This is a genomic window from Streptomyces sp. NPDC048275, assembly GCF_040652275.1.
In the GTDB taxonomy this organism is placed as follows: Bacteria; Actinomycetota; Actinomycetes; order Streptomycetales; family Streptomycetaceae; genus Streptomyces.
In genome coordinates, this window is sequence record NZ_JBEZLR010000023.1 from 71702 (window position 1) to 93905 (window position 22204).

25 protein-coding genes are annotated in these 22204 nt (G+C 70.3%); 11 read left to right on the forward strand and 14 right to left on the reverse strand.

Annotated elements, in window-relative coordinates; all coding sequences use genetic code 11:
- Window positions 1-108 precede the first annotated feature (108 nt).
- From AB0D57_RS16570 to AB0D57_RS16595, 6 genes are all read left to right on the forward strand, one after another.
- Complete coding sequence (locus AB0D57_RS16570) at window positions 109-2148, forward strand: bifunctional aldolase/short-chain dehydrogenase (protein ID WP_362072315.1); 2040 nt, start codon at window positions 109-111, stop codon at window positions 2146-2148.
- Window positions 2145-3593 carry a rhamnulokinase family protein gene (locus AB0D57_RS16575; protein WP_362072317.1) on the forward strand — a complete coding sequence of 483 codons (1449 nt, stop codon included), beginning with the start codon at window positions 2145-2147 and terminating at the stop codon, window positions 3591-3593. Before AB0D57_RS16570 ends, AB0D57_RS16575 begins: the two co-directional genes overlap by 4 nt.
- 71 nt (window positions 3594-3664) lie before the next feature.
- Complete coding sequence (locus AB0D57_RS16580) at window positions 3665-4420, forward strand: (Fe-S)-binding protein (RefSeq protein ID WP_362072319.1); 756 nt, start codon at window positions 3665-3667, stop codon at window positions 4418-4420.
- Window positions 4417-5907 (forward strand): LutB/LldF family L-lactate oxidation iron-sulfur protein, encoded by a 1491-nt coding sequence (locus AB0D57_RS16585; RefSeq protein WP_362072321.1) that lies wholly within the window; start codon window positions 4417-4419, stop codon window positions 5905-5907. The genes AB0D57_RS16580 and AB0D57_RS16585 overlap by 4 nt, the downstream gene beginning before the upstream one ends.
- Window positions 5904-6578 (forward strand): lactate utilization protein C, encoded by a 675-nt coding sequence (locus tag AB0D57_RS16590; protein WP_362072323.1) that lies wholly within the window; start codon window positions 5904-5906, stop codon window positions 6576-6578. Before AB0D57_RS16585 ends, AB0D57_RS16590 begins: the two co-directional genes overlap by 4 nt.
- A gap of 168 nt (window positions 6579-6746) precedes the next feature.
- Window positions 6747-7901 (forward strand): betaine/proline/choline family ABC transporter ATP-binding protein, encoded by a 1155-nt coding sequence (locus AB0D57_RS16595; protein WP_362072325.1) that lies wholly within the window; start codon window positions 6747-6749, stop codon window positions 7899-7901.
- A 119-nt stretch (window positions 7902-8020) separates the two neighbouring features.
- Here the strand turns inward: AB0D57_RS16595 and AB0D57_RS16600 are convergent, their stop codons facing one another.
- Window positions 8021-8617 (reverse strand): alpha/beta hydrolase, encoded by a 597-nt coding sequence (locus AB0D57_RS16600; protein ID WP_362072327.1) that lies wholly within the window; start codon window positions 8615-8617, stop codon window positions 8021-8023.
- A 50-nt stretch (window positions 8618-8667) separates the two neighbouring features.
- Here AB0D57_RS16600 and AB0D57_RS16605 point away from each other — a divergent pair, with 50 nt between their 5' ends.
- On the forward strand, window positions 8668-9714 hold the full coding sequence (locus AB0D57_RS16605; protein ID WP_362072330.1) for a LysR family transcriptional regulator: 1047 nt from the start codon (window positions 8668-8670) through the stop codon (window positions 9712-9714).
- On the opposite strand, the gene AB0D57_RS16610 is transcribed toward AB0D57_RS16605, so the two are convergent.
- Genes AB0D57_RS16610 through AB0D57_RS16620 form a run of 3 tightly spaced genes read right to left on the reverse strand, consistent with a single transcriptional unit; the run spans window position 9608 to window position 11908 of the window.
- Entirely contained in the window at window positions 9608-10549 is a 942-nt protein-coding gene (locus tag AB0D57_RS16610) for an ABC transporter substrate-binding protein (RefSeq protein ID WP_362072332.1), read from the reverse strand. The genes AB0D57_RS16605 and AB0D57_RS16610 overlap by 107 nt on opposite strands.
- Window positions 10546-11217 (reverse strand): ABC transporter permease, encoded by a 672-nt coding sequence (locus tag AB0D57_RS16615; protein WP_362072334.1) that lies wholly within the window; start codon window positions 11215-11217, stop codon window positions 10546-10548. Before AB0D57_RS16615 ends, AB0D57_RS16610 begins: the two co-directional genes overlap by 4 nt.
- A gap of 10 nt (window positions 11218-11227) precedes the next feature.
- Window positions 11228-11908 carry an ABC transporter permease gene (locus AB0D57_RS16620; RefSeq protein ID WP_362072336.1) on the reverse strand — a complete coding sequence of 227 codons (681 nt, stop codon included), beginning with the start codon at window positions 11906-11908 and terminating at the stop codon, window positions 11228-11230.
- Between the two features lie 161 nt (window positions 11909-12069).
- Here AB0D57_RS16620 and AB0D57_RS16625 point away from each other — a divergent pair, with 161 nt between their 5' ends.
- Complete coding sequence (locus AB0D57_RS16625) at window positions 12070-12447, forward strand: ANTAR domain-containing protein (protein WP_362072338.1); 378 nt, start codon at window positions 12070-12072, stop codon at window positions 12445-12447.
- A gap of 333 nt (window positions 12448-12780) precedes the next feature.
- Here the strand turns inward: AB0D57_RS16625 and AB0D57_RS16630 are convergent, their stop codons facing one another.
- A complete protein-coding gene (locus tag AB0D57_RS16630) occupies window positions 12781-13575 on the reverse strand; it encodes a SigB/SigF/SigG family RNA polymerase sigma factor (protein WP_362072340.1) in 795 nt (264 codons plus the stop codon).
- 298 nt (window positions 13576-13873) lie between these two features.
- Here AB0D57_RS16630 and AB0D57_RS16635 point away from each other — a divergent pair, with 298 nt between their 5' ends.
- The 3 genes from AB0D57_RS16635 (at window position 13874) to AB0D57_RS16645 (ending at window position 15698) form a co-directional block, all read left to right on the forward strand.
- A complete protein-coding gene (locus tag AB0D57_RS16635; RefSeq protein ID WP_362072342.1) occupies window positions 13874-14044 on the forward strand; it encodes a hydrophobic protein in 171 nt (56 codons plus the stop codon).
- A gap of 179 nt (window positions 14045-14223) precedes the next feature.
- Window positions 14224-15513 carry a cytochrome P450 gene (locus tag AB0D57_RS16640; RefSeq protein ID WP_362072344.1) on the forward strand — a complete coding sequence of 430 codons (1290 nt, stop codon included), beginning with the start codon at window positions 14224-14226 and terminating at the stop codon, window positions 15511-15513.
- Window positions 15510-15698 carry a ferredoxin gene (locus tag AB0D57_RS16645; protein WP_362072346.1) on the forward strand — a complete coding sequence of 63 codons (189 nt, stop codon included), beginning with the start codon at window positions 15510-15512 and terminating at the stop codon, window positions 15696-15698. Before AB0D57_RS16640 ends, AB0D57_RS16645 begins: the two co-directional genes overlap by 4 nt.
- Window positions 15699-15747: 49 nt before the next feature.
- Here AB0D57_RS16645 and AB0D57_RS16650 read toward each other — a convergent pair whose 3' ends face one another.
- The 9 genes from AB0D57_RS16650 to AB0D57_RS16690 form a co-directional block, all read right to left on the reverse strand.
- On the reverse strand, window positions 15748-15945 hold the full coding sequence (locus AB0D57_RS16650) for a DUF1330 domain-containing protein (protein WP_362072348.1): 198 nt from the start codon (window positions 15943-15945) through the stop codon (window positions 15748-15750).
- 29 nt (window positions 15946-15974) lie between these two features.
- Window positions 15975-16808, reverse strand: coding sequence for an SDR family oxidoreductase (locus tag AB0D57_RS16655; protein WP_362072350.1), 834 nt, complete (start codon window positions 16806-16808; stop codon window positions 15975-15977).
- A complete protein-coding gene (locus AB0D57_RS16660) occupies window positions 16805-17344 on the reverse strand; it encodes a VOC family protein (RefSeq protein ID WP_362072352.1) in 540 nt (179 codons plus the stop codon). The genes AB0D57_RS16655 and AB0D57_RS16660 overlap by 4 nt, the downstream gene beginning before the upstream one ends.
- Before the next feature lie 185 nt (window positions 17345-17529).
- Window positions 17530-18648 carry a 1,2-phenylacetyl-CoA epoxidase subunit PaaE gene (gene paaE, locus AB0D57_RS16665; protein WP_362072354.1) on the reverse strand — a complete coding sequence of 373 codons (1119 nt, stop codon included), beginning with the start codon at window positions 18646-18648 and terminating at the stop codon, window positions 17530-17532.
- Entirely contained in the window at window positions 18648-19166 is a 519-nt protein-coding gene (gene paaD / locus AB0D57_RS16670; protein ID WP_362072356.1) for a 1,2-phenylacetyl-CoA epoxidase subunit PaaD, read from the reverse strand. The genes paaE and paaD overlap by 1 nt, the downstream gene beginning before the upstream one ends.
- Before the next feature lie 2 nt (window positions 19167-19168).
- Window positions 19169-20002, reverse strand: coding sequence for a 1,2-phenylacetyl-CoA epoxidase subunit PaaC (gene paaC / locus AB0D57_RS16675; protein ID WP_362072358.1), 834 nt, complete (start codon window positions 20000-20002; stop codon window positions 19169-19171).
- Window positions 20003-20012: 10 nt separating this feature from the next.
- Entirely contained in the window at window positions 20013-20309 is a 297-nt protein-coding gene (gene paaB, locus AB0D57_RS16680) for a 1,2-phenylacetyl-CoA epoxidase subunit PaaB (protein ID WP_362072360.1), read from the reverse strand.
- On the reverse strand, window positions 20306-21277 hold the full coding sequence (gene paaA, locus AB0D57_RS16685) for a 1,2-phenylacetyl-CoA epoxidase subunit PaaA (RefSeq protein ID WP_362072362.1): 972 nt from the start codon (window positions 21275-21277) through the stop codon (window positions 20306-20308). The genes paaB and paaA overlap by 4 nt, the downstream gene beginning before the upstream one ends.
- Before the next feature lie 95 nt (window positions 21278-21372).
- Window positions 21373-21603, reverse strand: coding sequence for a hypothetical protein (locus tag AB0D57_RS16690; protein WP_362072364.1), 231 nt, complete (start codon window positions 21601-21603; stop codon window positions 21373-21375).
- Between the last annotated feature and the right edge of the window lie 601 nt (window positions 21604-22204).

Consider the following 22204-nt stretch of genomic DNA (forward strand, 5'->3'; position numbering starts at 1 on the left):
GGCTGGTCGCGCCCACGCGGCGAAGCCGCAAGATGTCACAGCCCCGCGCCCCTGAAGGGGTGCTCACCTCACCCTCCTCTCCATTTTTCACGTAAGGATTGATCACGCATGGCAACCCATCCCGAAGCCGCCGCCCTGCTGGCCCGGTCGCACCGGCTTGGTGCTGATCCGCGCAACACGAACTACGCGGGCGGCAACACCTCCGCGAAGGGCACCGACACCGACCCCGTGACCGGCGGTGACGTCGAGCTGATGTGGGTCAAGGGGTCGGGGGGCGACCTCGGCACGCTGACCGAGTCCGGGCTCGCCGTGCTCCGCCTGGACCGGCTGCGGGCGATGACGGAGGTCTACCCGGGCGTCGAGCGCGAGGACGAGATGGTCGCCGCGTTCGACTACTGCCTGCACGGCAAGGGAGGCGCGGCCCCGTCCATCGACACGGCGATGCACGGACTGGTGGACGCGGCCCACGTCGACCACCTGCACCCCGATTCCGGTATCGCGCTGGCCTGCGCGGCGGACGGCGAGAAGCTGACGGCCGAGTGTTTCGGCGACAGCGTGGTGTGGGTGCCGTGGCGCCGGCCCGGCTTCCAGCTCGGGCTGGACATCGCGGCGGTCAAGGAGGCCAACCCGCGGGCGATCGGCTGTGTCCTCGGCGGCCACGGCATCACGGCGTGGGGCGACACGGCCGAGGAGTGCGAGCGCAACTCGCTGCACATCATCCGCACCGCGGAAGCCTTCCTCGCCGAGCGCGGGAAGGGCGAGCCGTTCGGGCCGGTCGTCGAGGGGTACCAGGCGCTGCCCGAGGGTGCGCGCCGGGACCGGGCCGCGGCGCTGGCGCCGTACATCCGCGCCCTCGCCTCCCAGGACCGTCCGCAGGTCGGCCACTTCACCGATTCCGACGTCGTCCTCGACTTCCTGGCGAGCGCCGGGCACCCGCGCCTCGCCGCCCTCGGCACCTCCTGCCCCGACCACTTCCTGCGGACGAAGGTCAGGCCGCTCGTCCTCGACCTGCCGCCGTCCGTCGGCCTGGACGAGGCGATCGCCCGGCTGAAGGAGCTGCACGCGGAGTACCGCGAGGAGTACGCGGCCTACTACCAGCGGCACGCCGACGCCGACTCCCCCGCGATGCGCGGCGCGGACCCGGCGATCGTGCTGGTGCCCGGTGTCGGCATGTTCTCCTTCGGCAAGGACAAGCAGACCGCACGCGTGGCCGGCGAGTTCTACGTCAACGCGATCAATGTGATGCGGGGCGCCGAGGCCGTCTCGGCGTACGCGCCGATCGAGGAGTCGGAGAAGTTCCGCATCGAGTACTGGGCCCTGGAGGAGGCCAAGCTCCAGCGGATGCCGAAGCCGAAGCCGCTCGCCACCCGGGTGGCGCTGGTGACGGGCGCGGGCAGCGGCATCGGCAAGGCGATCGCCGAGCGGCTGGTGGCCGAGGGCGCGTGCGTGGTGATCGCGGACCTGAACGCGGAGAACGCCGCCGGGGTCGCCGAGGCGCTGGGCGGTCCCGACAAGGCCGTCGCCGTCACCGTCGACGTGACCTCCGAGGAGCAGATCGCCGAGGCCTTCAAGGCGGCGGTGCTCGCGTTCGGCGGCGTCGACCTGGTCGTCAACAACGCGGGTATCTCCATCTCCAAGCCGCTGCTGGAGACCACCGCGAAGGACTGGGACCTCCAGCACGACATCATGGCCCGCGGCTCCTTCCTCGTCTCGCGCGAGGCGGCCCGGGTGATGATCCAGCAGAGGCTGGGCGGCGACGTCATCTACATCGCGTCCAAGAACGCGGTGTTCGCCGGCCCGAACAACATCGCCTACTCCGCGACCAAGGCCGACCAGGCACATCAAGTCCGGCTTCTCGCCGCCGAGTTGGGCGAGCACGGCATCCGGGTCAACGGTGTGAACCCGGACGGGGTGGTGCGCGGCTCGGGCATCTTCGCGGGCGGTTGGGGCGCACAGCGCGCGGCCACCTACGGCATCGAGGAGGAGAAGCTCGGCGAGTTCTACGCCCAGCGGACCATCCTCAAGCGGGAGGTGCTGCCCGAGCACGTCGCGAACGCGGTGTTCGCCCTCACGGGCGGGGACCTCACGCACACCACCGGTCTGCACGTCCCGGTCGACGCCGGTGTCGCGGCGGCATTCCTGCGATGAGCGAGCACCTCAACACCTTCGCCGCGGTCGACCTCGGCGCGTCCAGCGGGCGCGTCATGGTCGGCCGCGTCGGCCCCGACACACTGGATCTGACGGAGGCGCACCGCTTCCCGAACCGGCCCGTCCGCGTCCCCGAAGGACTGCGCTGGGACATCCTCGCGCTGTACGCGGGGGTCCTCGACGGGCTGCGGGCGGCCGGGCAGGTCGACTCCGTCGGCATCGACAGCTGGGCCGTGGACTACGGCCTGCTGGACGCCGACGGAGCGCTGCTGGGCAACCCGGTGCACTACCGCGACGCCCGCACGGAGGGTGTCGCGGAGAAGGTGTGGGCCACTGTGCCCGCCGCCGAGCTGTACGCGGCGACCGGGCTCCAGTACGCGCCCTTCAACACCCTGTACCAGCTGACGGCAGCCCGCTCGACGGCTCAACTCGCCGCCGCCGAACGGCTGTTGTTGATCCCCGATCTGCTGACGTACTGGCTCACGGGCGAGCCGGGCACGGAGCTCACCAACGCCTCGACCACCCAGCTGATCGACCCGCGCACCCGCGACTGGTCGTACGACCTCGCGGACCGGCTCGGCGTCGACCTGAAGCTGTTCGCGCCGCTGCGCCGGCCGGGCGACCCGGCCGGTCTGCTGCACCCGCACGTCCTGGAGGAGACCGGGCTGAGGGGCCCGGTCCCGGTGACGACCGTCGGCTCGCACGACACCGCCTCCGCGGTGGCCGCCGTCCCCGCCGTCGGCGAGCGCTTCGCCTACATCTGCACCGGCACCTGGTCCCTGGCCGGCCTGGAACTGGACGCGCCGGTCCTCACGGAGGCGAGTCGCGCGGCCAACTTCACCAATGAACTGGGCCTTGACGACACGGTCCGCTATCTGCGGAACATCATGGGTCTGTGGCTGCTCCAGGAGTGCGTACGCGCATGGGGGCACCCCGACCTGGAGGAACTGCTGCGGTCCGCCGCCGAGGTCGCGCCGCTGCGGTCCGTGGTGGACGCGGGCGACGCGGCCTTCCTGGCCCCCGGCCGGATGCCGGCCCGGATCGCCGACGCCTGCCGCAGGGCGGGGCAGCCCGTGCCCGAGTCCCGCGCCGAGATCACCCGCTGCATCCTCGACTCCCTCGCACTCGCCCATCGCAGGGCGATCCGCGAAGCCGAGTCCCTCGCCGACCACCCGGTCGACGTCGTGCACATCGTCGGCGGCGGCACCCGAAACGCCCTGCTCTGCCAACTGACCGCCGACGCCTGCGGTCTGCCGGTGGTGGCGGGCCCGGCGGAGGCGGCGGCACTGGGCAACGTCCTCGTGCAGGCCCGGGCCCACGGCCTCGTCGGCGACCGTACGTCGATGCGGCGACTCCTCGCCCGTACGCAGCCCTTGCGGCGGTACGAGCCCCAGGGCGACGCTGCGGCATGGCGCGCGGCCGAGGACCGCCTCACTCGTCCGTGAGCGGGGACTCCCGTGTCACCTGCCCGCCGCGTACTCTGCACCCATCCGATGACCGATCCCAAGGAGCCGCGATGCGTGTCGCCCTGTTCCTGACCTGTGTCAACGACACGCTCTATCCGGACACTGGCCGCGCCGTGGTGAAACTGCTGACCAGACTGGGCGTCGAGGTCGACTTCCCGATGGCCCAGACGTGTTGCGGGCAGGCGCACTACAACACCGGGTACCGGCACGAGGCCGAGCCGCTGGCCCGGAATTTCTCCGATGTCTTCGGTGAGTACGAGGCGATCGTGACGCCTTCCGGGTCGTGCGGCGCGATGGTGCGGGAGCTGTATCCGCGGATGGGCGAGCGGGCGCGGGCGGAGGGCCGCGGGGACACCCTTGCGGCCACGCTCGCCCCGGTCGTGCCGAAGACGTACGAGCTCACCGAGTTCCTGGTGGATGTGCTCGGCGTGACGGACGTAGGCGCGTACTACCCGCGCACGGTGACGTACCACCCCACCTGTCACGGCCTGCGCAGCCTGGGTCTCGGTGACCGGCCGCGCCGGCTGCTCCAGGCCGTCAAGGGACTTGAGCTGCGCGAGTTGCCCGGCGCGGACGAGTGCTGCGGCTTCGGCGGTACCTTCGCCGTCAAGAACCCCGATGTCTCGGCGGCGATGGGCGCCGACAAGGTGCGCAACGCCGAGTCGACGGGCGCAGACGTGCTGTGCGCCGCCGACAACTCCTGTCTCATGCACATCGGCGGCACGATGGCCCGGCTGGAGACGGACATGCGGCCGGTGCACATCGCGGAGATCCTGGCGAGCACGGAAGAGGAGCCGAGCGCATGAGCAGCGGGACCTTCGTCGGCATGCCGGCCTTCCCCGTGGCCGCCCACGAGGCGGTCAACAACCCGACCCTGCGCGGCAATCTGCGCCACGCGACCCACACGATCCGCGCCAAGCGCGCCACCGCGGTCGCCGAACTCGACGACTGGGCCGCCCTGCGCGAGGCGGGCAAACAGATCAAGGACCACACGCTCCGTCATCTCGACCGCTACCTCGTGCAGTTGGAGGAGTCGGTCACGGCGGCCGGGGGCGTCGTGCACTGGGCGGCCGACGCCGACGAGGCGAACCGGATCGTCACGGAGCTGGTGAAGATGACCGGCGAGACGGAGGTCGTCAAGGTCAAGTCCATGGCCACGCAGGAGATCGGCCTCAACGAAGCCCTCGAGGCGGCGGGCATCCACGCCTACGAGACCGATCTCGCCGAACTCATCGTGCAGTTGGGCAAGGACCGCCCCTCGCACATCCTCGTCCCCGCCATCCACCGCAACCGGGGCGAGATCCGTGACATCTTCGCGCGCGAGATGAGCGAGTGGGGCCGCCCGGCCCCCGAGGGCCTCACCGACACGCCCGCCGAACTGGCCGAAGCGGCCCGGCTGCACCTGCGCGAGAAGTTCCTGCGCGCCAAGGTCGGCATCTCCGGGGCCAATTTCATGGTCGCCGAGACCGGCACGCTGATGGTGGTGGAGTCCGAGGGCAACGGCCGGATGTGCCTGACCCTCCCCGAGACGCTGATCTCGGTCGTCGGCATCGAGAAGATCGTGCCGACCTGGCGGGACCTGGAGGTCTTCCTGCAGACCCTCCCCCGCTCCTCGACGGCCGAGCGGATGAACCCGTACACCTCCATGTGGACGGGAACCACAGACTCCGAGACAGCCGACGGCCCCCAGACCTTCCACCTGGTCCTCATCGACAACGGCCGCACCGACACGCTCGCCGACGAGGTCGGCCGCCAGGCCCTGCGCTGCATCCGCTGCTCGGCGTGTCTCAACGTCTGCCCGGTGTACGAGCGGGCGGGCGGCCACGCGTACGGCTCGGTCTACCCCGGCCCGATCGGCGCCATCCTCAGCCCCCAGCTCCGGGGCACCGGAAGCGAGATCGACGCCTCGCTCCCTTACGCCTCCTCGCTCTGCGGCGCCTGCTACGAGGTCTGCCCGGTCGCCATCGACATCCCGGAAGTCCTGGTCCACCTGCGGGAGCGGGTCGCCGAGGGCGGCCAGGTGACGCGACAGGGCAACAAGGTCGTACTCAAGCCCGCGAAGGGGCACGCGGCCGAGCGAGCGGCGATGCGGGTCGCTCGGTGGGCGTTCAGCCACCCCGGCGCACTGCGCACCGGCCAGCGGCTCGCGTCCCGGACGCGCCGCTTCCATCCGCGGACGATGCCCGGTCCGGGCAAGGCATGGAGCGAGACCCGTGATCTGCCGACAGTGCCCGCGGAGCCGTTCCGCGACTGGTGGCAGCGTACGCAGGGCGGAAAGGACATCACCAAGTGAGCAGCAGGGAACTGATCCTGGGCCGGGTGCGGCGCGCGCTCGCCGATGTGCCACGCGACGACGACACGCCGTACGAGCAGGCCGTTCAGCGGAGTTATCTGCGCGAACACGGTGCGCGGAGTGTCGAGGAGACGGTGGATCTGCTGGCGGAGAACCTGGCGGACTACCGGGCGATCGTGCACCGCTGCGAGGCGGCCGAGCTGGCGGCGACGATCGCCGGGCTGCTGGCCGCGCACGGCTCGACGTCGGTGGTCCTACCGCCGGGTATCGACGAGGCATGGCTCACTGCGGCCGAGGACGTAACACGCGTGCCGGACCGGCTCGACAGCACCTCGCACGAACTGGACCGGGTCGACAGCGTCGTCACCGCCTGCGCCCTGGCGATCGCCGAGACCGGCACCCTCGTGCTGGACGGCGGCCCCGATCAGGGCCGCCGTCGCATCACCCTGGTCCCCGATCACCACATCTGTGTGGTCCGCGTCCCCGACCAGGTCGTCGCCTCCGTACCCCAGGCCCTGGAGCGCCTCGACCCGACCCGCCCGCTGACCTGGATCTCCGGTCCTTCGGCGACCAGCGACATCGAGCTCGACCGGGTCGAGGGGGTACACGGCCCACGCACCCTGGAGGTGGTGCTGGTCAGCGGTCAGCCGAGCGCCGAGGTCACCTCGTAGGCACCCGACGGAAGCCGGCAGGGGGCGGTGCCGCCCTCCGAACCGAGGAAGTCGACGCCGGGTACCCGGGACAGGGGTGTCAACATTTCAAAAGCGGACGCCTTCATTCAGCGGTGAGCGGTACCAGGCTGATGAGCGGAGCGTGACCGCCACGGTTAGCGTGAGGGAATGATCCGGTTCGAGCAGGTCACCAAGCGCTACCCGGACGGCACGACGGCCGTGGACGGCCTCTCCTTCGAGGTCGCCGAGGGCGAACTCGTCACGCTCGTCGGCCCGTCGGGCTGCGGCAAGACGACGACCATGATGATGGTGAACCGGCTGATCGAGCCGACGTCGGGCCGGATCCTCGTGAACGGCGAGGACGTCGCCATGGTCGATCCGGTGCGGCTGCGGCGGCGGATCGGTTACGTCATCCAGCAGGTGGGGTTGTTCCCGCACCGGACGATCCTCGACAACACGGCGACGGTGCCCTCGCTCGTCGGCTGGAAGAAGACGAAGGCCCGGGCACGCGCCGCCGAACTGCTCGATCTGGTGGGTCTGGACCCGAGGACGTACGGATCGCGCTATCCGGACCAGCTCTCGGGCGGCCAGCGGCAGCGGGTCGGCGTGGCGCGGGCGCTGGCCGCCGACCCGCCCGTACTGCTCATGGACGAGCCCTTCGGAGCGGTGGACCCGGTGGTCCGGGAGCAGTTGCAGGACGAGTTCCTGCGGATGCAGGAGGCCGTGCGCAAGACGGTGCTGCTGGTCACGCATGACATCGAGGAGGCGGTGCGGCTCGGCGACCGCATCGCGGTGTACGGGCAGGGGCGCATCGAGCAGTTCGACACACCGGGGGCGGTGCTGGGTACCCCGGCCACGCCGTACGTCGCCGAGTTCGTGGGCGCCGACCGTGGGCTGAAGCGACTGTCGGTCACCGAGATCCAGCCCGACGACCTGGAGCAGCCGCCCATCGCCCGCCTGTCGGAGCCGGCCGAGCGGGCCGCCGCCCGGCTGTACGCGGAGAGCGCGCGCTGGGCCGTCGTCCTGGACGCCGAGGGCGATCTGCACGGCTGGGTCGGGGTCGGCGCACTGGAGGCGGGCGGCTTGGTCGGTGAACTGGCCCACCGGATGAACTCCTGGGTTCCGGTGGGCGCCCCCTTGAAACAGGCCTTCGGCGTGATGCTCCAGCACGACGCGGGCTGGGTCGCGGTGCTGGACGGTGCGCGCTTCCTCGGCGTACTGACCCCGGCGAAGCTGCACGAGGCGCTGCGCCGCTCCGTGGACGCTGACGCGTTGGGCGTGCCCCGGGGGCAGGTGTCGTTCGACTCGGTGGCCGATGCGTAGGCGCTCCGCCGGTTGGGGGGCAGGGCGGGCCGCTGGAACACTGCGGGCTGTTTGTGGCTGGGCGCGCCCGCGCGGCGCAGCCGCACACGTCGCAGCCCCGCGCCCCTTACAGGGCGCCGTCAGGCGGTCGGCGTACGCCCGGAGATGCGCACCTCGGGGTCGAGGCACCAGTCGAGGACCGACGGCCAGGAACCGTAGCCCGCGTCCAGGTCCAGGTGGGCGCCGCCGGGGACGATGTCGGTGTCGAGGCCGAGTGGTACGCCGTACTCCTTGGCCGCGCCGGCCGGGCAGTACGGGTCGTCGTCCGTGGCCACCAGCCTGCTCACGCCCGCTGCGGCTCGTAGCTGCGCCGCGGTGGCGCCGGGCCGGCCGAAACCGGCGATGTCCTCATAACCGGCGATGACCTGCTCGGACGGCGGTGTGACCAGCAGGACCCGGTCGGCCCGTGCCGTGCCGCGGGCCACGGCATGCAGCCACAGCGGGACGGCAAGGCTGTGGCAGACGACCACCCGCTCGGGCTGCGGTGCGTCGAGGTGGGCGCGGAGTCGGTCGAGCCAGACGTCCAGTCGCGGGTGGTCGGGGTCGGGGAGCTGTGGGTAGGTCACGGTGTGGCCGCGGGCGGTCAGTTCGTCCGCGAGCCAGTGCTGCCAGTGGCCTTGCGGCCGGTGGTTCTGCCAGCCGTGCAGGATCAGGAAGGAAGGCGAGTGCGAGGTCATGACAGTGATCTTGGGTCCTGCAGTCCTCACGGTCCAGTTAGTGTTTTTTCATGGAACCGGTAAGCGGCACCTTCAGTATCGATCTGCGCCGTCTCGGTGCCCTGCGCGAGCTGGACCGCCGGGGCAGCCTGGCGAAGACCGCCGAGGCCATGCATCTGACGCCCTCCGCGGTGTCACAGCAACTGGCCGCGCTCTCGCGGGAGCTGGGGGTACCGCTGGTCGAGCGGCAGGGGCGGGGGGTCCGGCTCACCGGGCAGGCGCGGGTCGTGCTCCAGCACGCGGATGTGATCGCCGCCCAGCTGGAGCGGGCCCGCGCCGATCTCGCGGCCTGGGGGCTCGGGGAGCGCGGCGCCGTGACCATCGGGGCCTTCTCCAGCGCGATTTCCGGGCTGCTGCCCGCCGCGCTGGTGGAGCTGGCCGAGCAGCGTCCCGACATCGGGATCGCGGTGGTGGAGGCCGAGCCGCCGGACCTGTTCACCCGGCTCGACGCGGGTGAGATCGATGTGGCGGTGGCCGTGGACTTCGCCGCGGCGCCGCCGTTCACGGATCGGCGCTATGCGCGGACCGATCTGCTCGTCGACGTCCTCGACATCGCGCTGCCCGCCGGCCACCGCCTTGCCGCTCTGGACCGGATCCCGCTGCGGGAACTGGCCGCCGATCCCTGGATCGTCGGGGACGCGCGCAGCTGCTGCGGTGCGGTGACACGATCCGTCTGCGCGGCCGGCGGCTTCACCCCGGAGATACGGCACGCGGTCAACGACTGGCAGTCGCTCGCCGCACTCGTCGAGGCAGGGGCGGGTGTGGCGCTCGTACCCCGTCTGCTGCAGCCGCTGCACCGCCCCGGCCTGGTCCTGCGCGCCCCCGAAGGACCGCCGCCCACTCGTCATGTCTTCGCGGCGGTCCGGGCGGGCGCGGAGAACGACCCGGTGCTGACCGCCGTACGGGAACGGCTGACGGCGGCGGGCCGGCGAGCACAGTGCCGCGGACCTGTCACTTCAGCAGCCCCTTTTCCTGCAGATACGTCCGCGCCACGTCCTCGGGCAGCCGCCGCCAGCTGTCCACCTGCTGGTTCATCGACGCCAGGTCCGCGGTCGTGAGTACGTCGTTGAGCTTGCCGAGCGCCTTGGTGACGCCCTCGCCGCCGGCGCGCGAGCGGTTGACGACGGGCACGATGTAGTCGGCATTCTGCAGGTGTTTGTCGTCGGCGAGCAGCACAAGTCCGAATTCGTCCAGGGTCGCGTCCGTCGTCGTGGTCAGCACCATCTGGTCCTGACCGCTCTGCACGGCCCGCTTCGCCTGTGTGGTGCCGACGCCCTTCGGGTCGACGGCGGTGATGTCGATGCCGTACGTCTTCTTCAATCCCGGTTCGCAATAAGGCCGTTGGACGCATTCGTCGCCCGCGGCGAGCCGCACCCCCAGGCCGGACCGGCCGAGGTCGCTGAGCGTCTTGAGGTGATGCTCACGGGCGTACGCCTCGGTCACGGCAAAGGCATTCTGGTCGACGGCCCTGCCGGGGTCGAGCACCGTGAGGCCGCGGGGCGCGGCCAGCTTGCGCAGAGCGGCCATCGTGGCGTCCAGGTCGGGCGAGCCGACGGGCGGGGCGTCGACGCCGTTGGTCTTGGCGTTCAACCAGTCGGCGAAGGTGGCCGCGTACTCCGGGACGACATCGATCTGACCCGATTCCAGGGCGGGTTCGTAGAGTTCGCGGTTGGCGACGGTCAGCATGGACGTCCGGTATCCGGCCTGGTCCAGCAGCAGCGCGTACATCTGGGCCAGCAGGTCGCTCTCGGTGAATCCGGCCGAGCCGATGGTCAGCTGCTTGCTGTCGCCGGGCGGTGCGGTGACCGCTCCGCGGTTCTCCAGGGACGGGCCGGTGGTGCAGCCGGTGAGCAGAAGCACGGCGACACTGGCGACGACGGCCTGTCGTCTCATCGTGAGAGCCCGCTCCAGCGCGGCGCCAGACGTTCGGCGACCTCGAAGATCCCCTCGACGATCAGCGCGAATACGGCGACCAGGACGGCGCCGGCGACGACTTGCGGGGTGCTCGCCAGATTGAAGCCCGCGGTGATGATCCGGCCGAGCCCGCCACCGCCCGCGAGCGCGGCGATGGTGGCGGTCGCGACGAGCTGCACGGCGGCGATCCGTACGCCGTTCATGACCATGGGGAGCGAAAGGGGCAGTTCCACGTGAAACAACATCTGTCGCCCGGTCATCCCCATCCCGCGCGCCGCCCGCACCACGCTGCGGTCGACCTCGCGCATGCCGACGTACGCGTTGGTGAGCAGCGGTGGCACGGCGAACAGCACGAGCGCGACGACCGTGGGGCCTTCGCCGAACTTGCCGAGCGGGGTGAGGAGCAGCAGGACCAGGACGGCGAAGGTGGGGACTGCGCGTCCGATGTTGGAGATGTTGACCGCGAGCGCGCCACCCTTGCCGAGGTGGCCGAGGACGAGGGCGATCGGCAGCGCGATCAGACAACTGACGACCAGGCAGACGGCGGTCAGCACGACATGCTGGGCGAGGCGGTGCCAGATGCCGTCGCTGCCCGACCAGTGCGCCGGGTCGGTGAGCCAATCCCACGCGTCGGTGACCGTCTTCATTCGAGGCCGTTCACGAGCGGGCCGCTCTGGCCCACGGGGTGATCAGCCACTGCACACCGAGCAGCAGCAGATCCGCGGCCACGGCGATGATCACGCACAGCACGGACGCGGTGAGGACCTGGGCCTTGAAGTAGGTGTTCATGCCCGCATAGATGAGGTTGCCGAGTCCCCCGAAACCGACGATCGCGCCGACCGTCACCAGCGAGATGGCCGAGACGGTGGCGATGCGCAGGCCGGCCATGGCGGCGGGCAGGGCGAGCGGGAGCTCGACGGTGAGCAGGAGCCGGACGGGCCCGTAGCCCATGCCGCGCGCGGCCTGTCGGGTCTCCTCGGGGACGGCACGCAGGCCCGCGAGGACGTTGCGCACGAGGAGGGTCAGCGAGTAGAGGACGAGTCCCGCGACGACGAGGGTGGCCGAGAGCCCGTACACAGGCAGCAACAGCGAGAACATCGCCAGGGACGGGATGGTGTAAAGGATCGTGGTCACCGCCAGCACCGGCCTCGCGGACCAGCCCCAGCGGCGGCCGAGGACTGCCAGCGGGACGGCCACGACCAGGCCGACGAGCACCGCGATCGAGGTCAACTGGAGGTGCTGGGCCACGGCGTCGACGAGGATCTGTCGGCGGGTGCTCAGATACTCACCGCAGATCCACTCGTTGCGCGCGAGGCAGTCGTCCGGGGGCGCGGTCACCTGTCCATTGCATCGGGGGCGGACGGGTGTCGGCGCGTTCTGGTGGCCCGTACGGGGTGTCGCGGCGCCGCACTGGCAACCGCCCGGACCATTGGCGACGATGGAACGCGAAGGACGACGGTGTACTGCCGGCGGCCAGGATCCCGACTCCGGAGGGGACGATGACCTCAGATATCCGCTCGGGAGACGACGAGCCGAGCGGGGTCCCGGAGGAATCGACCGCACCTGCCGAGGCGACGGACCAGATTGTCGAACTGCGGGAAGAGGTCGACCAGTTGAAGGAAGCCGTCACCTCGCACGCCACCGTGGACCAGGCAATCGGCATGATGGTCGCGCTCGGCCGGGTGACGCCCGACCAGGGATGGGCCGTACTGCGCGAAGTCTCGCAGCACACCAATATCAAACTGCGCACTGTCGCGGAAATGATTCTGGAATGGGGGCGGAGAGGAGATCTTCCACCCGATGTTCGCGCGGTCCTGGAAGACACCCTCGACAAATACGGGCCCACACAAATACCCGGCGGCCCGCCCACGCCATAGCCGCGGCTTTGGTTTGGATCGAAGCCAACCTGGTAGTTCAGAAAGAGGCGGCACGCTGGCCAACCGCTCCCGGGAGGGTTCGGCAGTGAGCTCGCCCCCAGCAGCCCGGACGAGGTGACTCGCCGGGCGGCTGGGAATGCCGACCGCCGATCGGCCCCTAAGGGCTGTCGTCACATTCCCGTCGTCCGCCTGGAGGGCGGGCCTCGCGCCCGCCGCGGAGCGGCTGATGTCTGCCGTAGGTGCGTGCTGCGGCGGGTGGGGGTCCCCCCTGCTCGAAGAGCTTGGGGGAGCGTGCATGGCGTCGCGAGGCAGGCGGGAATGTGACGACAGGGCCTAAGCCGCGTCTGCGAGTACCTGCTCACGCACCGTGGCGCAGCACGAGCTGAGCAGGCGGGAGACGTGCATCTGGGAGATGCCGAGCTGCTCCGCGATGTGGCTCTGCGTCATACCCCGGAAGTAGCGCAGGTAGAGGATTGTCCGCTCGCGTTCGGGGAGCGCACGCAGGGCCGGTTTCACCGCCTCGCGGTCGACGATCAAGTCGAATCGGGTGTCCGCCGCGCCCAGGACGTCGGCCAGTGCGCAGTTGTCGTCTCCGCCGGGCAACTCGGCGTCCAGCGAGAGGGCGGCGAAGCTGTCCAGGGCCTCGACGCCGGTGCGTACGTCGTCCTCGCTCAGGTGTGCGTATGCGGCGATCTCGGCGACAGTGGGTCGTCGGCCCTGCGTCGTCTGCGACAGCTCCCTGAGTGCGGAGCGCACCCTGTTGCGCACCTCCTGGACGCTGCGCGGGACGTGCAGGATCCACATGTGGTCGCGAAAGTGGCGCTTGATCTCGCCGTTGATGGTCGGGATGGCGTAGCTCTCGAAGGCATTGCCGCGCTCGGGATCGTACCGGTCCACGGCCTTCACCAGGCCCAGTGCCGCCACCTGGGTGAGGTCTTCGACGGACTCACCCTTGCCGCGATACCGGCCGGCCACGCGTTCCGCCATGGGCAGCCACGCCCGGACCAGTTCGTCGCGCAGCGCCTGTCGCTCGGGGCCGTCGGGCAGGCCGGCGAGTCGTGCGAATTCGGTGGCGGTGTCGGGGGCGTCGTCATGCGGGTGTCGCTTCGCTTGGACCGTGGTGCGCATGGTGCTCACAACTCCCTCAGGGGTTGCCGACTGGACAGTCCCCATGGGAGGGCGCGCACAAAACGGTCGGGGACACACCCGCGATCTGGCGGACCAGCTCCCACGGACGTGCCTGCTGTCCGAAGCACTGGACAAACGATTCCCGTTTGTCGGGCAGCCAAAACAATCGCCTATCCGATGTGACGCGGGGCAATGAGCCGAACCTGGAGCGTAATGATTCGGCCCAGCAATTCCCCTCTAGCGAATTCGCCGTGTAAACGAGCGATTCGGGGAACTCGCCCCATAGGAGGTTGCGGTCATGATCCCCATTCTGCTGGTACTGCTTCTGATCCTGATTCTCTTCGGAGCCGGTTTCGCGGTGAAGATCCTCTGGTGGCTCGCTGTCATCGTGCTCGTGCTCTGGCTGCTCGGCTTCCTGTTGCGCGGCAACACGCGCGGCGGGTCCAGGTCGCGCTGGTACAGATGGTGATCGTCCATCAGAACTCGTGCGCATGATGCCCGGTCCACCCGACTCCGCCGTCGGCGTTGACTGCGCGGCCACACCGTGGAAATCTGATACTCAATGCAGAGAATAAAATTCTCATCGATCTCGCGGTCACAGACCGGCGGGACACCTGCGTTGCGGTGTCGAAGGGAGCGTTGCACACGGTGAACGACTTCGAGGCGATGGACTTCTTCCGGGACGACGGGCTTGTCGCGGATCCGTACCCGTACTTCGAGGCCCTTCGCGGGAAGTGCCCCGTACAGCGCGAAACCCATCACGACGTGATGATGGTGACGGGGTACGACGAGGCGGTCCAGGTGTTCAACGACACCGAGACCTTCTCGTCGTGCATCTCGGTGACCGGCCCCTTCCCTGGGTTCCCGGTCCCACTGGAGGGCGACGACGTCACGGAGTTGATCGAGCTGTACCGGGACAGGCTCCCGATGAGCGACCAGCTTCCGACACTCGATCCGCCCGTGCACACGGATCACCGCGCCCTGCTCATGCGGCTGATCACACCGAGACGCCTCAAGGAGAACGAGGCGTTGATGTGGCAGCTCGCCGATCGCCAACTGGACGCGTTCCTCACCGGCGGCGAGGGCGAGTTCATCGGAGGGTTCGCGGCCCCCTTCACCCTGCGCGTCATCACCGACCTGCTCGGCGTGCCCGCGGAGGACCGCGAGGAGTTCGTCGGCGGGCTGGAGCACCGGCCGCAGTCCGACGCCGGCGTCGGGAGTACGGAGACGGAGCTGGCGCACGCTCCGCTGGAGTACCTGTACGCGCGCTTCTCGGCCTATGTCGAGGACCGCCGTCGTGAACCCCGTGACGACGTGCTCACCGGTCTGGCCGGTGCGACGTTCCCCGACGGCCGGGCGCCCGACGTCGCCGATGTGGCGCGGGTCGCCACCAATCTCTTCGCGGCGGGCCAGGAGACCACGGTCCGACTCCTCAGCTCCGCGCTCAAGCTGCTGGTCGAACGCCCGGAGCTGCAAAGGCTGTTGCGGGAGGAACGTGACCGCATCCCCAACTTCATCGAAGAGGCGCTGCGGGTGGAGAGCCCGATCAAGGGCGACTTCCGGCTGTCCCGGGTGCGGTCCACGGTGGGCGGCGTCGACATCCCGGCCGGCACCACGGTGATGGTGCTGAACGGGGCCGCGAACCGCGATCCGCGCCACTTCGATGAGCCGGAGACCTTCGACGCCACCCGCGCCAACGCCCGCCATCACCTGGCGTTCGGGCGTGGCGTTCACACCTGCCCCGGTGCGCCGCTCGCCCGGGCCGAAGGCCGGGTGGCCATCGAGCGGCTCCTCGACCGCACGGCCGACATCCGGCTCTCGGAGCATGTGCACGGCCCCGAGGGCGCCCGCCGGTACCGCTACCTTCCGACGTACATCCTGCGCGGCCTGACCAACCTGAACGTGGAGTTCACCCTCGCCGAGGAGCAGCCGCGGTGAAGGCTACGGTCGACGAGGACCGCTGCCGCGGGCATGGAGTCTGCTGGTCGCTGTGCCCCGAGGTGTTCGACCTGACCGACGACGGCTACGCGGTGGTGCTCACGCCCGAGGTGCCTGCCGAGTTCGAGGAGACGGTTCGTACGGCCGTCGGCAGCTGCCCCGAGCGCGCGATCACGGTGGACTGACGACCTACGGCTTCGGTCCGCGCACGGCATGGGCCGAGGCCATGTCGGTTCAGGCCGATCGCGGCGGGGACTCGAACCCGGAGATGATCACGGCGCTGGTGTCGGCCGCGGCGTGCCGCAGCGGCTTCGCCTCCTCGTGGGCGGCCGACTCGTACCAGGCACGGGCCGCTTCCACCGATTCGCATGCGCGCACGACCGTCCGGTCGCCGTGCCATGTGCCCTCCAGAACCTGGGGCCGGGAATCCAACGCCAGGACGGAGCCACCGCCTTGGACCATCAACCCAGAGGCCGCCCGCGGACGGCGGCGCAGACACCGCCGTCGACGAGAAGGTCGATGCCGGTCAGGAAGCCGGCTTCGGCCGACAGCAGGAAGGCGACGGCGGCGGCGACGTCCTCGGGGCGCCCTTCACGGCCGAGCGGAGTCTGCTCGAGGAGTACCTGCATCCCGGGATGGCTGTCGGATTCCTGCCGGCCCTGGGGTGTGTCGATGAGGCCGGGCGAGACCGAGCAGATACGGGCGCCGAGCGGCCCGATGCGCACCGCCTCCCGCTGGACGAAACGGTGCACACCGCGCTTGGCCCATGAGTAGGCCACACCGGTGTCCTCCACGGCCGGCCCGAGGGCGTCGTTGATCCGCTCGAGGAACCGCTCGTTCAGTGGGTCGTCCAAGACCGTGTCGACCGCGGGATCCGGCGCGGTGCCGCCGAGCAGGGGGGCCATCGAGGCGAAACACACCATGGCCGTCCCGGCAGTGGCGAGCGGGCGGAGCGCCTCGGCCAGCCGCGCGGTCCCGACGAGATCGACGGTGAAGATACGACGCCAGTCGGCCATGGTGGGCGAGATGCCCGCGGCGTGCGCGACGGCGCGCAGGGTGCCGATCTCGCCGACGCGCACGGCGAGCCGGGCCAGGCCGGCGACGTCGGTGATGTCGAGGACGAACGGTTCGACCACCGCTCGGCGCCCCCGGGCTGAGAGGTCCTTGGCCGCGGCGGTCACGGTCGCCTCGTCGCGGTCGACGAGCAGCAAGGTGTCCACCGTGTCGGTGAGCCGCTCCGCACAGGCCAGTCCCATTCCGCGACCGGCGCCGGTGACCATCCCGACAGTCGTCATGCGTCGCGCCCTCCGGCCGCTCGCGATCGCGCCGGAACGGGCACCGGAACGGACTCGTGCCGGTCGCCCCAGTACCGCTCCAGCCCCGGCTGCGAGGCGCGGCTCACGAGTTCGACCCGATAGCCGGTCGTCGCGCTGCGCAGGAAGGCGAACGGGGCGCCGTCCACACCCGCACGCGTCGCCTCCGTCACGAAACCCTGGGCGGCGAGTTCGGCGGTGTCCGCGGCGACGTCGTCGGACCAGTAGCCGACGTGATGCACGGCGCCGCCGGCCGCCGGTTCCCAGAGGGTCCCCGGGACGCGCCGGACGATCTCCAGCCGGGGTGACGTCCTGGAGAACACGCAACCGATGTCGACGACGGCGTCACCGCCGGACAGTGTCACCGGAAGCGGTCCGCCGATCTCGTCGCACCACTCGTACCCGAACAGGGCGGAGAACTCGGCCAAGGTCGCCTCGAAGTCCTCGACGACGATGCCGAGATGGAACAGATCCTCGGCCTTCAGCACCCGACCGCCGGCCGCATGCCCGTGCCCCATCGCTTTCAACGTGTCTCCCTCGTCATTGAGTTCAACCGGACGCCGACCATCAACTCAAAGAGGAGTATTCTTCCAAATGAGAATGATATTCTCACACGCTGTCGCGGAGCGCAATGGAGAGGGTGTCCCTCGTGCGGCCGGCCCGTCGCCACGGCCCCGGAAATCCCGTCCTCCGCCCGGGCCGATCAGCTGTCGTAGTCGACGCTCAGCGTCTCGGAGACCGGGAACGACTGGCAGGTGAGGACGTAGCCCGCGTCGACCTCGGCGGGTTCGAGGGCGAAGTTGCGGCGCATGTCGGCCTCGCCGTCGGTGACCAGGGCGCGGCAGGTGCCGCAGACGCCTCCCTTGCAGGCGAAGGGCAGGTCCGGACGGTTCTTCTGGGCGCCGTCGAGGATCGTCCGCCGCCGCGACAGGGTGGAGGTCGTGATGCGGCCGTCGAGGGTGACGGTGACCTGGCTGACCGGCCCCTCGGTGGCGACGTCCTCGTGGTGCAGCTCCCGTACGGGCTCGTCGTCGGCGTAGAACAGCTCCTGGTGGACGCGGTCGCCGGGGACGCCGAGCCCCGCCAGGACCCGCCGGGCGTCGCGGACCATGCCGTGCGGGCCGCACAGCCACCAGTGGTCGGCGACCTTCACCTCGACGAGCCCGTCGATGAGCGCCGACAGCCGGCCGGCGTCGAGGCGGCCGGACAGCACCTCGGCCTCGCGGGGCTCGCGGGACAGCACGTGGGCGAGCTGGAAGCGGGCCGGGTACAGGTCCTTCAGGTCCGCCAGTTCATCGGCGAACATCACCGTGTCGGTGCGCCGGTTGCCGTAGAAGAGGGTGACGGTCGAACGGGAGTCCGCGGCGAGTACGGATTCGGCGATGGACAGCATGGGCGTGATGCCGGAGCCCGCCGCGATCAGCACATGATGGCCGGGGGTGGTGAGGTCGGGGGTGAAGGCGCCGGTGGGGGCCATCACCTCCACGGTCTCGCCGGGGCGCACGTCACGCACCAGCCAGGAGGAGAACAGGCCGCCGGGCACCACCCGCACACCGATGCGCGGCGCCGAACCGGCGGGAGAGCAGATGGAGTACGAGCGGCGCTCGTCACGGCCGTCGATCTCGCGCCGCAGGGTGAGCGACTGACCTGGCGCGAAGGCGAACTCCTCGGCCAGCGCCTCGGGGATGTCGAATGCGACCGCGGCCGCGTCCTCGCACAGCGGCTGCACGGCCGCGACCCGCAGGGAACGGAAGACCGGACGCCGGCGGACACGCGGACGTACCGCCGGGGCGGGGGCGGCCGGGACCGACAGGTCTTCCATCAGATCTCCTTGACGTACTCGAACGGCTCGCGGCAGGCGAGGCAGCGCCACAGCGCCTTGCAGGACGTGGCGGCGAAGCGGGAGGTCTCCTCCGTGTCCGCCGAACCGCAGCGGGGGCAGGTCACGGCGGTGCGCCGGGTGGTGGACAGCACGAGCGGCACCGGACCCGCGGCCCGGCGGGGTGCTGCCCCGGGCGGCGCGATGCCGTGTTCGGCCAGCTTGGCGCGGCCGGCCGGGGTGATCCAGTCGCTGGTCCAGGGCGGGTCGAGGACGGTACGGATCTCCACGCGCGTGTATCCGGCGCCGCGCAGCCGCGCGGCCACGTCGGCGCGCATCTCGGCCATGGCCGGGCAGCCCGAGTAGGTCGGCGTCAGACTCGCGACCACCGTGCCGTCCTCGGTCACCTCGATCTCGCGCAGGACTCCGAGGTCGGCCAGGGTCAGCATGGGCAGCTCGGGGTCCGGCACCTGCTCCGCGATGCGCCGGGCCCGCCGTGCGTCCGTGAGTGTGGTCGGCATGGTCACCACGCAGCCTCCGGATGGGCGCGGGCCACACTCTGCAACTCGGCCAGCAGCGGGGCGAGATGCTCGGTGTGGTCGCCGTCGCGGCCGGCGCCGGGCAGCGGCCGCCACCCGGGCAGCGGCAGACCGGCGGCCTCGGTGACCTGGCTCAGCACGGCGACGACCTCGTCCCGTACGTCGCATGCCGTGAACAACTCTCCTATGTACGGGGTGACTTGGCCGAGTGCCGTGCGCATCCGGCGGTGCGACTCGGCGGTGCCGTCACCCAGCCGCACCGCCCATTCGGCCGCGTACTGCCGGTGGTACGTCAGCTCCTTGACGCCCTTCGCGGCAATCGCGGCCAGGACGGGGTCCGGGGAGGTGGTCAGCCGCTCGAAGTGCGCCAGCCGCCAGCTGGACAGCACCAGGAGCCGCACGATCGAGAACGCGAAGTCGCCGCCCGGGAGTTCGGCGAGGCGTACGTTGCGGAATTCGTCGGCGTCGCGGAAGTAGGCGTACGCGTCCTCACCACGTGCCGTGCCGTCGGCCTGCCCGGCGCGCGCGTACAGCAGGCGGGCCTGGCCGAGCAGGTCGAGGCCGATGTTGGCGAGCGCCACCTCCTCCTCCAGCTCGGGCGCTCGGGTGCACCACTCGGCCAGTCGCTGGGCGGAGATCAGGGCGTCGTCTGCGAGGGCGACGCAGGCCGCGGCCAGTTCACCGGCGTCGATCCCTTCGGGGACGGCGGTGTCCACGCCGTGCAGCGGGTCCTCGAAGCCGGTGCCGAACGCCCAGCGGGCGTCACTGCCGTCCTCGTACCCCTCGGCCAGGGACAGATAGACGTGGTCGTCACTCATGCCCTGCTCCTCAGATGTGCGGGACGTCGTCGGGGATGTCGTAGAAGGTCGGATGGCGGTAGACCTTGTCGGCACTCGGCGCGAAGAACGGGTCCTTCTCGTCGCGCGTGGACGCGGCGATGTGCTCCGAACGCACCACCCAGATGCTGACTCCTTCGTTGCGCCGCGTGTACAGGTCGCGGGCGTGGGTGAGCGCCATCGCGTCGTCGGCGGCGTGCAGCGAGCCCACGTGCACGTGGTTCAGGCCGCGCTTGCCGCGGACGAACACCTCGTACAGCGGCCAGGCGTCCTTTGCGCTCCCACTCATGCGGCCGTCTCCTTCCGGGCTCGCTCGCTCTGCTTGGCCGCGTGGGCGGTGGCCGCCTCACGCACCCAGGCGCCCTCCTCGTGGGCGGACCTGCGCCGTGCGATCCGCTGGGTGTTGCACGGGCCGTCGCCCTTGATGACGCGCATCAACTCGTCCCAGTCCGGGGTACCGAAGTCATGGCGCTCACGCTCCTCGTTCCACCGCAGCTCGGGATCGGGCAGGGTGACGCCCAGCTTCTGGGCCTGCGGGACGGTCATGTCGACGAACCGCTGCCGCAGTTCGTCGTTCGAATGCCGCTTGATCTTCCAGGCCATGGACCGGGCCGAGTTGGGTGAGTTGTCGTCGGGCGGGCCGAACATCATCAGCGACGGCCACCACCACCGGTCCACCGCGTCCTGGACCATCGCACGCTGAGCGTCGGTGCCGCGCATCATCGTCAGCAGCAGCTCGTATCCCTGCCGCTGGTGGAAGGACTCCTCCTTGCACACGCGCACCATGGCACGCGCGTACGGCCCGTACGAACTGCGGCACAGCGGCACCTGGTTGCAGATCGCCGCCCCGTCGACGAACCAGCCGATCACACCGACGTCCGCGAAGCTCAGGGTGGGGTAGTTGAAAATCGACGAGTACTTCTGACGGCCCTCGATCAGCCGCTCCGTCAGGTCCGCCCGGTCGGCACCCAGGGTCTCGGCCGCCGCGTACAGGTACAGCCCGTGCCCGGCCTCGTCCTGGACCTTCGCGAACAGGATGGCCTTGCGCCGCAGCGACGGCGCGCGGGTGATCCACTCGCCCTCCGGCTGCATGCCGATGATCTCCGAGTGCGCATGCTGGGCGATCTGCCGGATGAGCGTCTTGCGGTAGCCGTCCGGCATCCAGTCCCGCGGCTCGATCCGCTGGTCCCTGGAGATCGTCGCGTCGAAGTGCTCCTGGAGCTGCTCCTCGGTCACGGCGGAATGTGTCGTGGTCATCGATACCAGCTTCCCTACCGACCATTCGTTCGGTACCAGTGTGACGGGTTTCCCCGCACCGGGCAAGCCCCGGGGCCCGGCCCGGCGACACTGGATCACTTGTCGATCGGGAGGAAGTCCTCCAGGAAGAGGCCGACGCGTCCGGTGCGGGTGGCCTGGCCGGTGAGTTCCTTGACGTGGGCGGCGTCGACGGCGTCGTAGCCGACGGCGTCCATGAACCGGGTGACCTCGGCCTTGGCCGCGGCATCGTCGCCGGAGACGGGCAGGGCGCTGCGCTCCGTCGAGCCGGACGGGCGGGCCGCGCTGCACAGGCGGAAGGAATCCACGGTGCCGAGCCGCTTGACGACGCGCGAGCCGGACAGGTGACAGAAGGCTGCCCATCGACGGGCAAGGCGGTCTCGATGGGGTCTGCCGCACGCGACGGAACCACGAGGAGGTCCTCGGGGAACAGTTCCCTGCCGTCCTCGGCGGTGAGCGGGATCGGTCGGGGTTGCTGTCCCGTGCGGGCGTCGATGACGCGATTGATGGGCTCGTCGTCGAAGAGGTGCTTTTGACCCCACTGGCGCATTGCTGCGAGGACGGTGTCGAAGTCCCGTCCCTTCTCGGTGAGGACGTACTCAGAGCAAGGATGTATCGAGCCCATCAGGGGGCTGACGCGACTGTCCGGGGCGCATGGACCGCTGGAGTGTGCTGCCGAACGGCTCCCCGGCAGGACACGACCTGCTGACAGGTCCGATGCCATGGCGGGGCTCGCCGCCATCCTCGCCGAAACCGTGGTGATCATGGAGGGCGAGGAAGGAGCCGGCAACCTCCCGGCGCCGCGGAACGGACCGACACCCCTCAAGGATCTCGCTTGCTTTTTGCCAGTGAGACAACCAAGGCGGTCATAGCACTTGCAAAAAGCAAGTGGAATTACCGGAGGAGCTG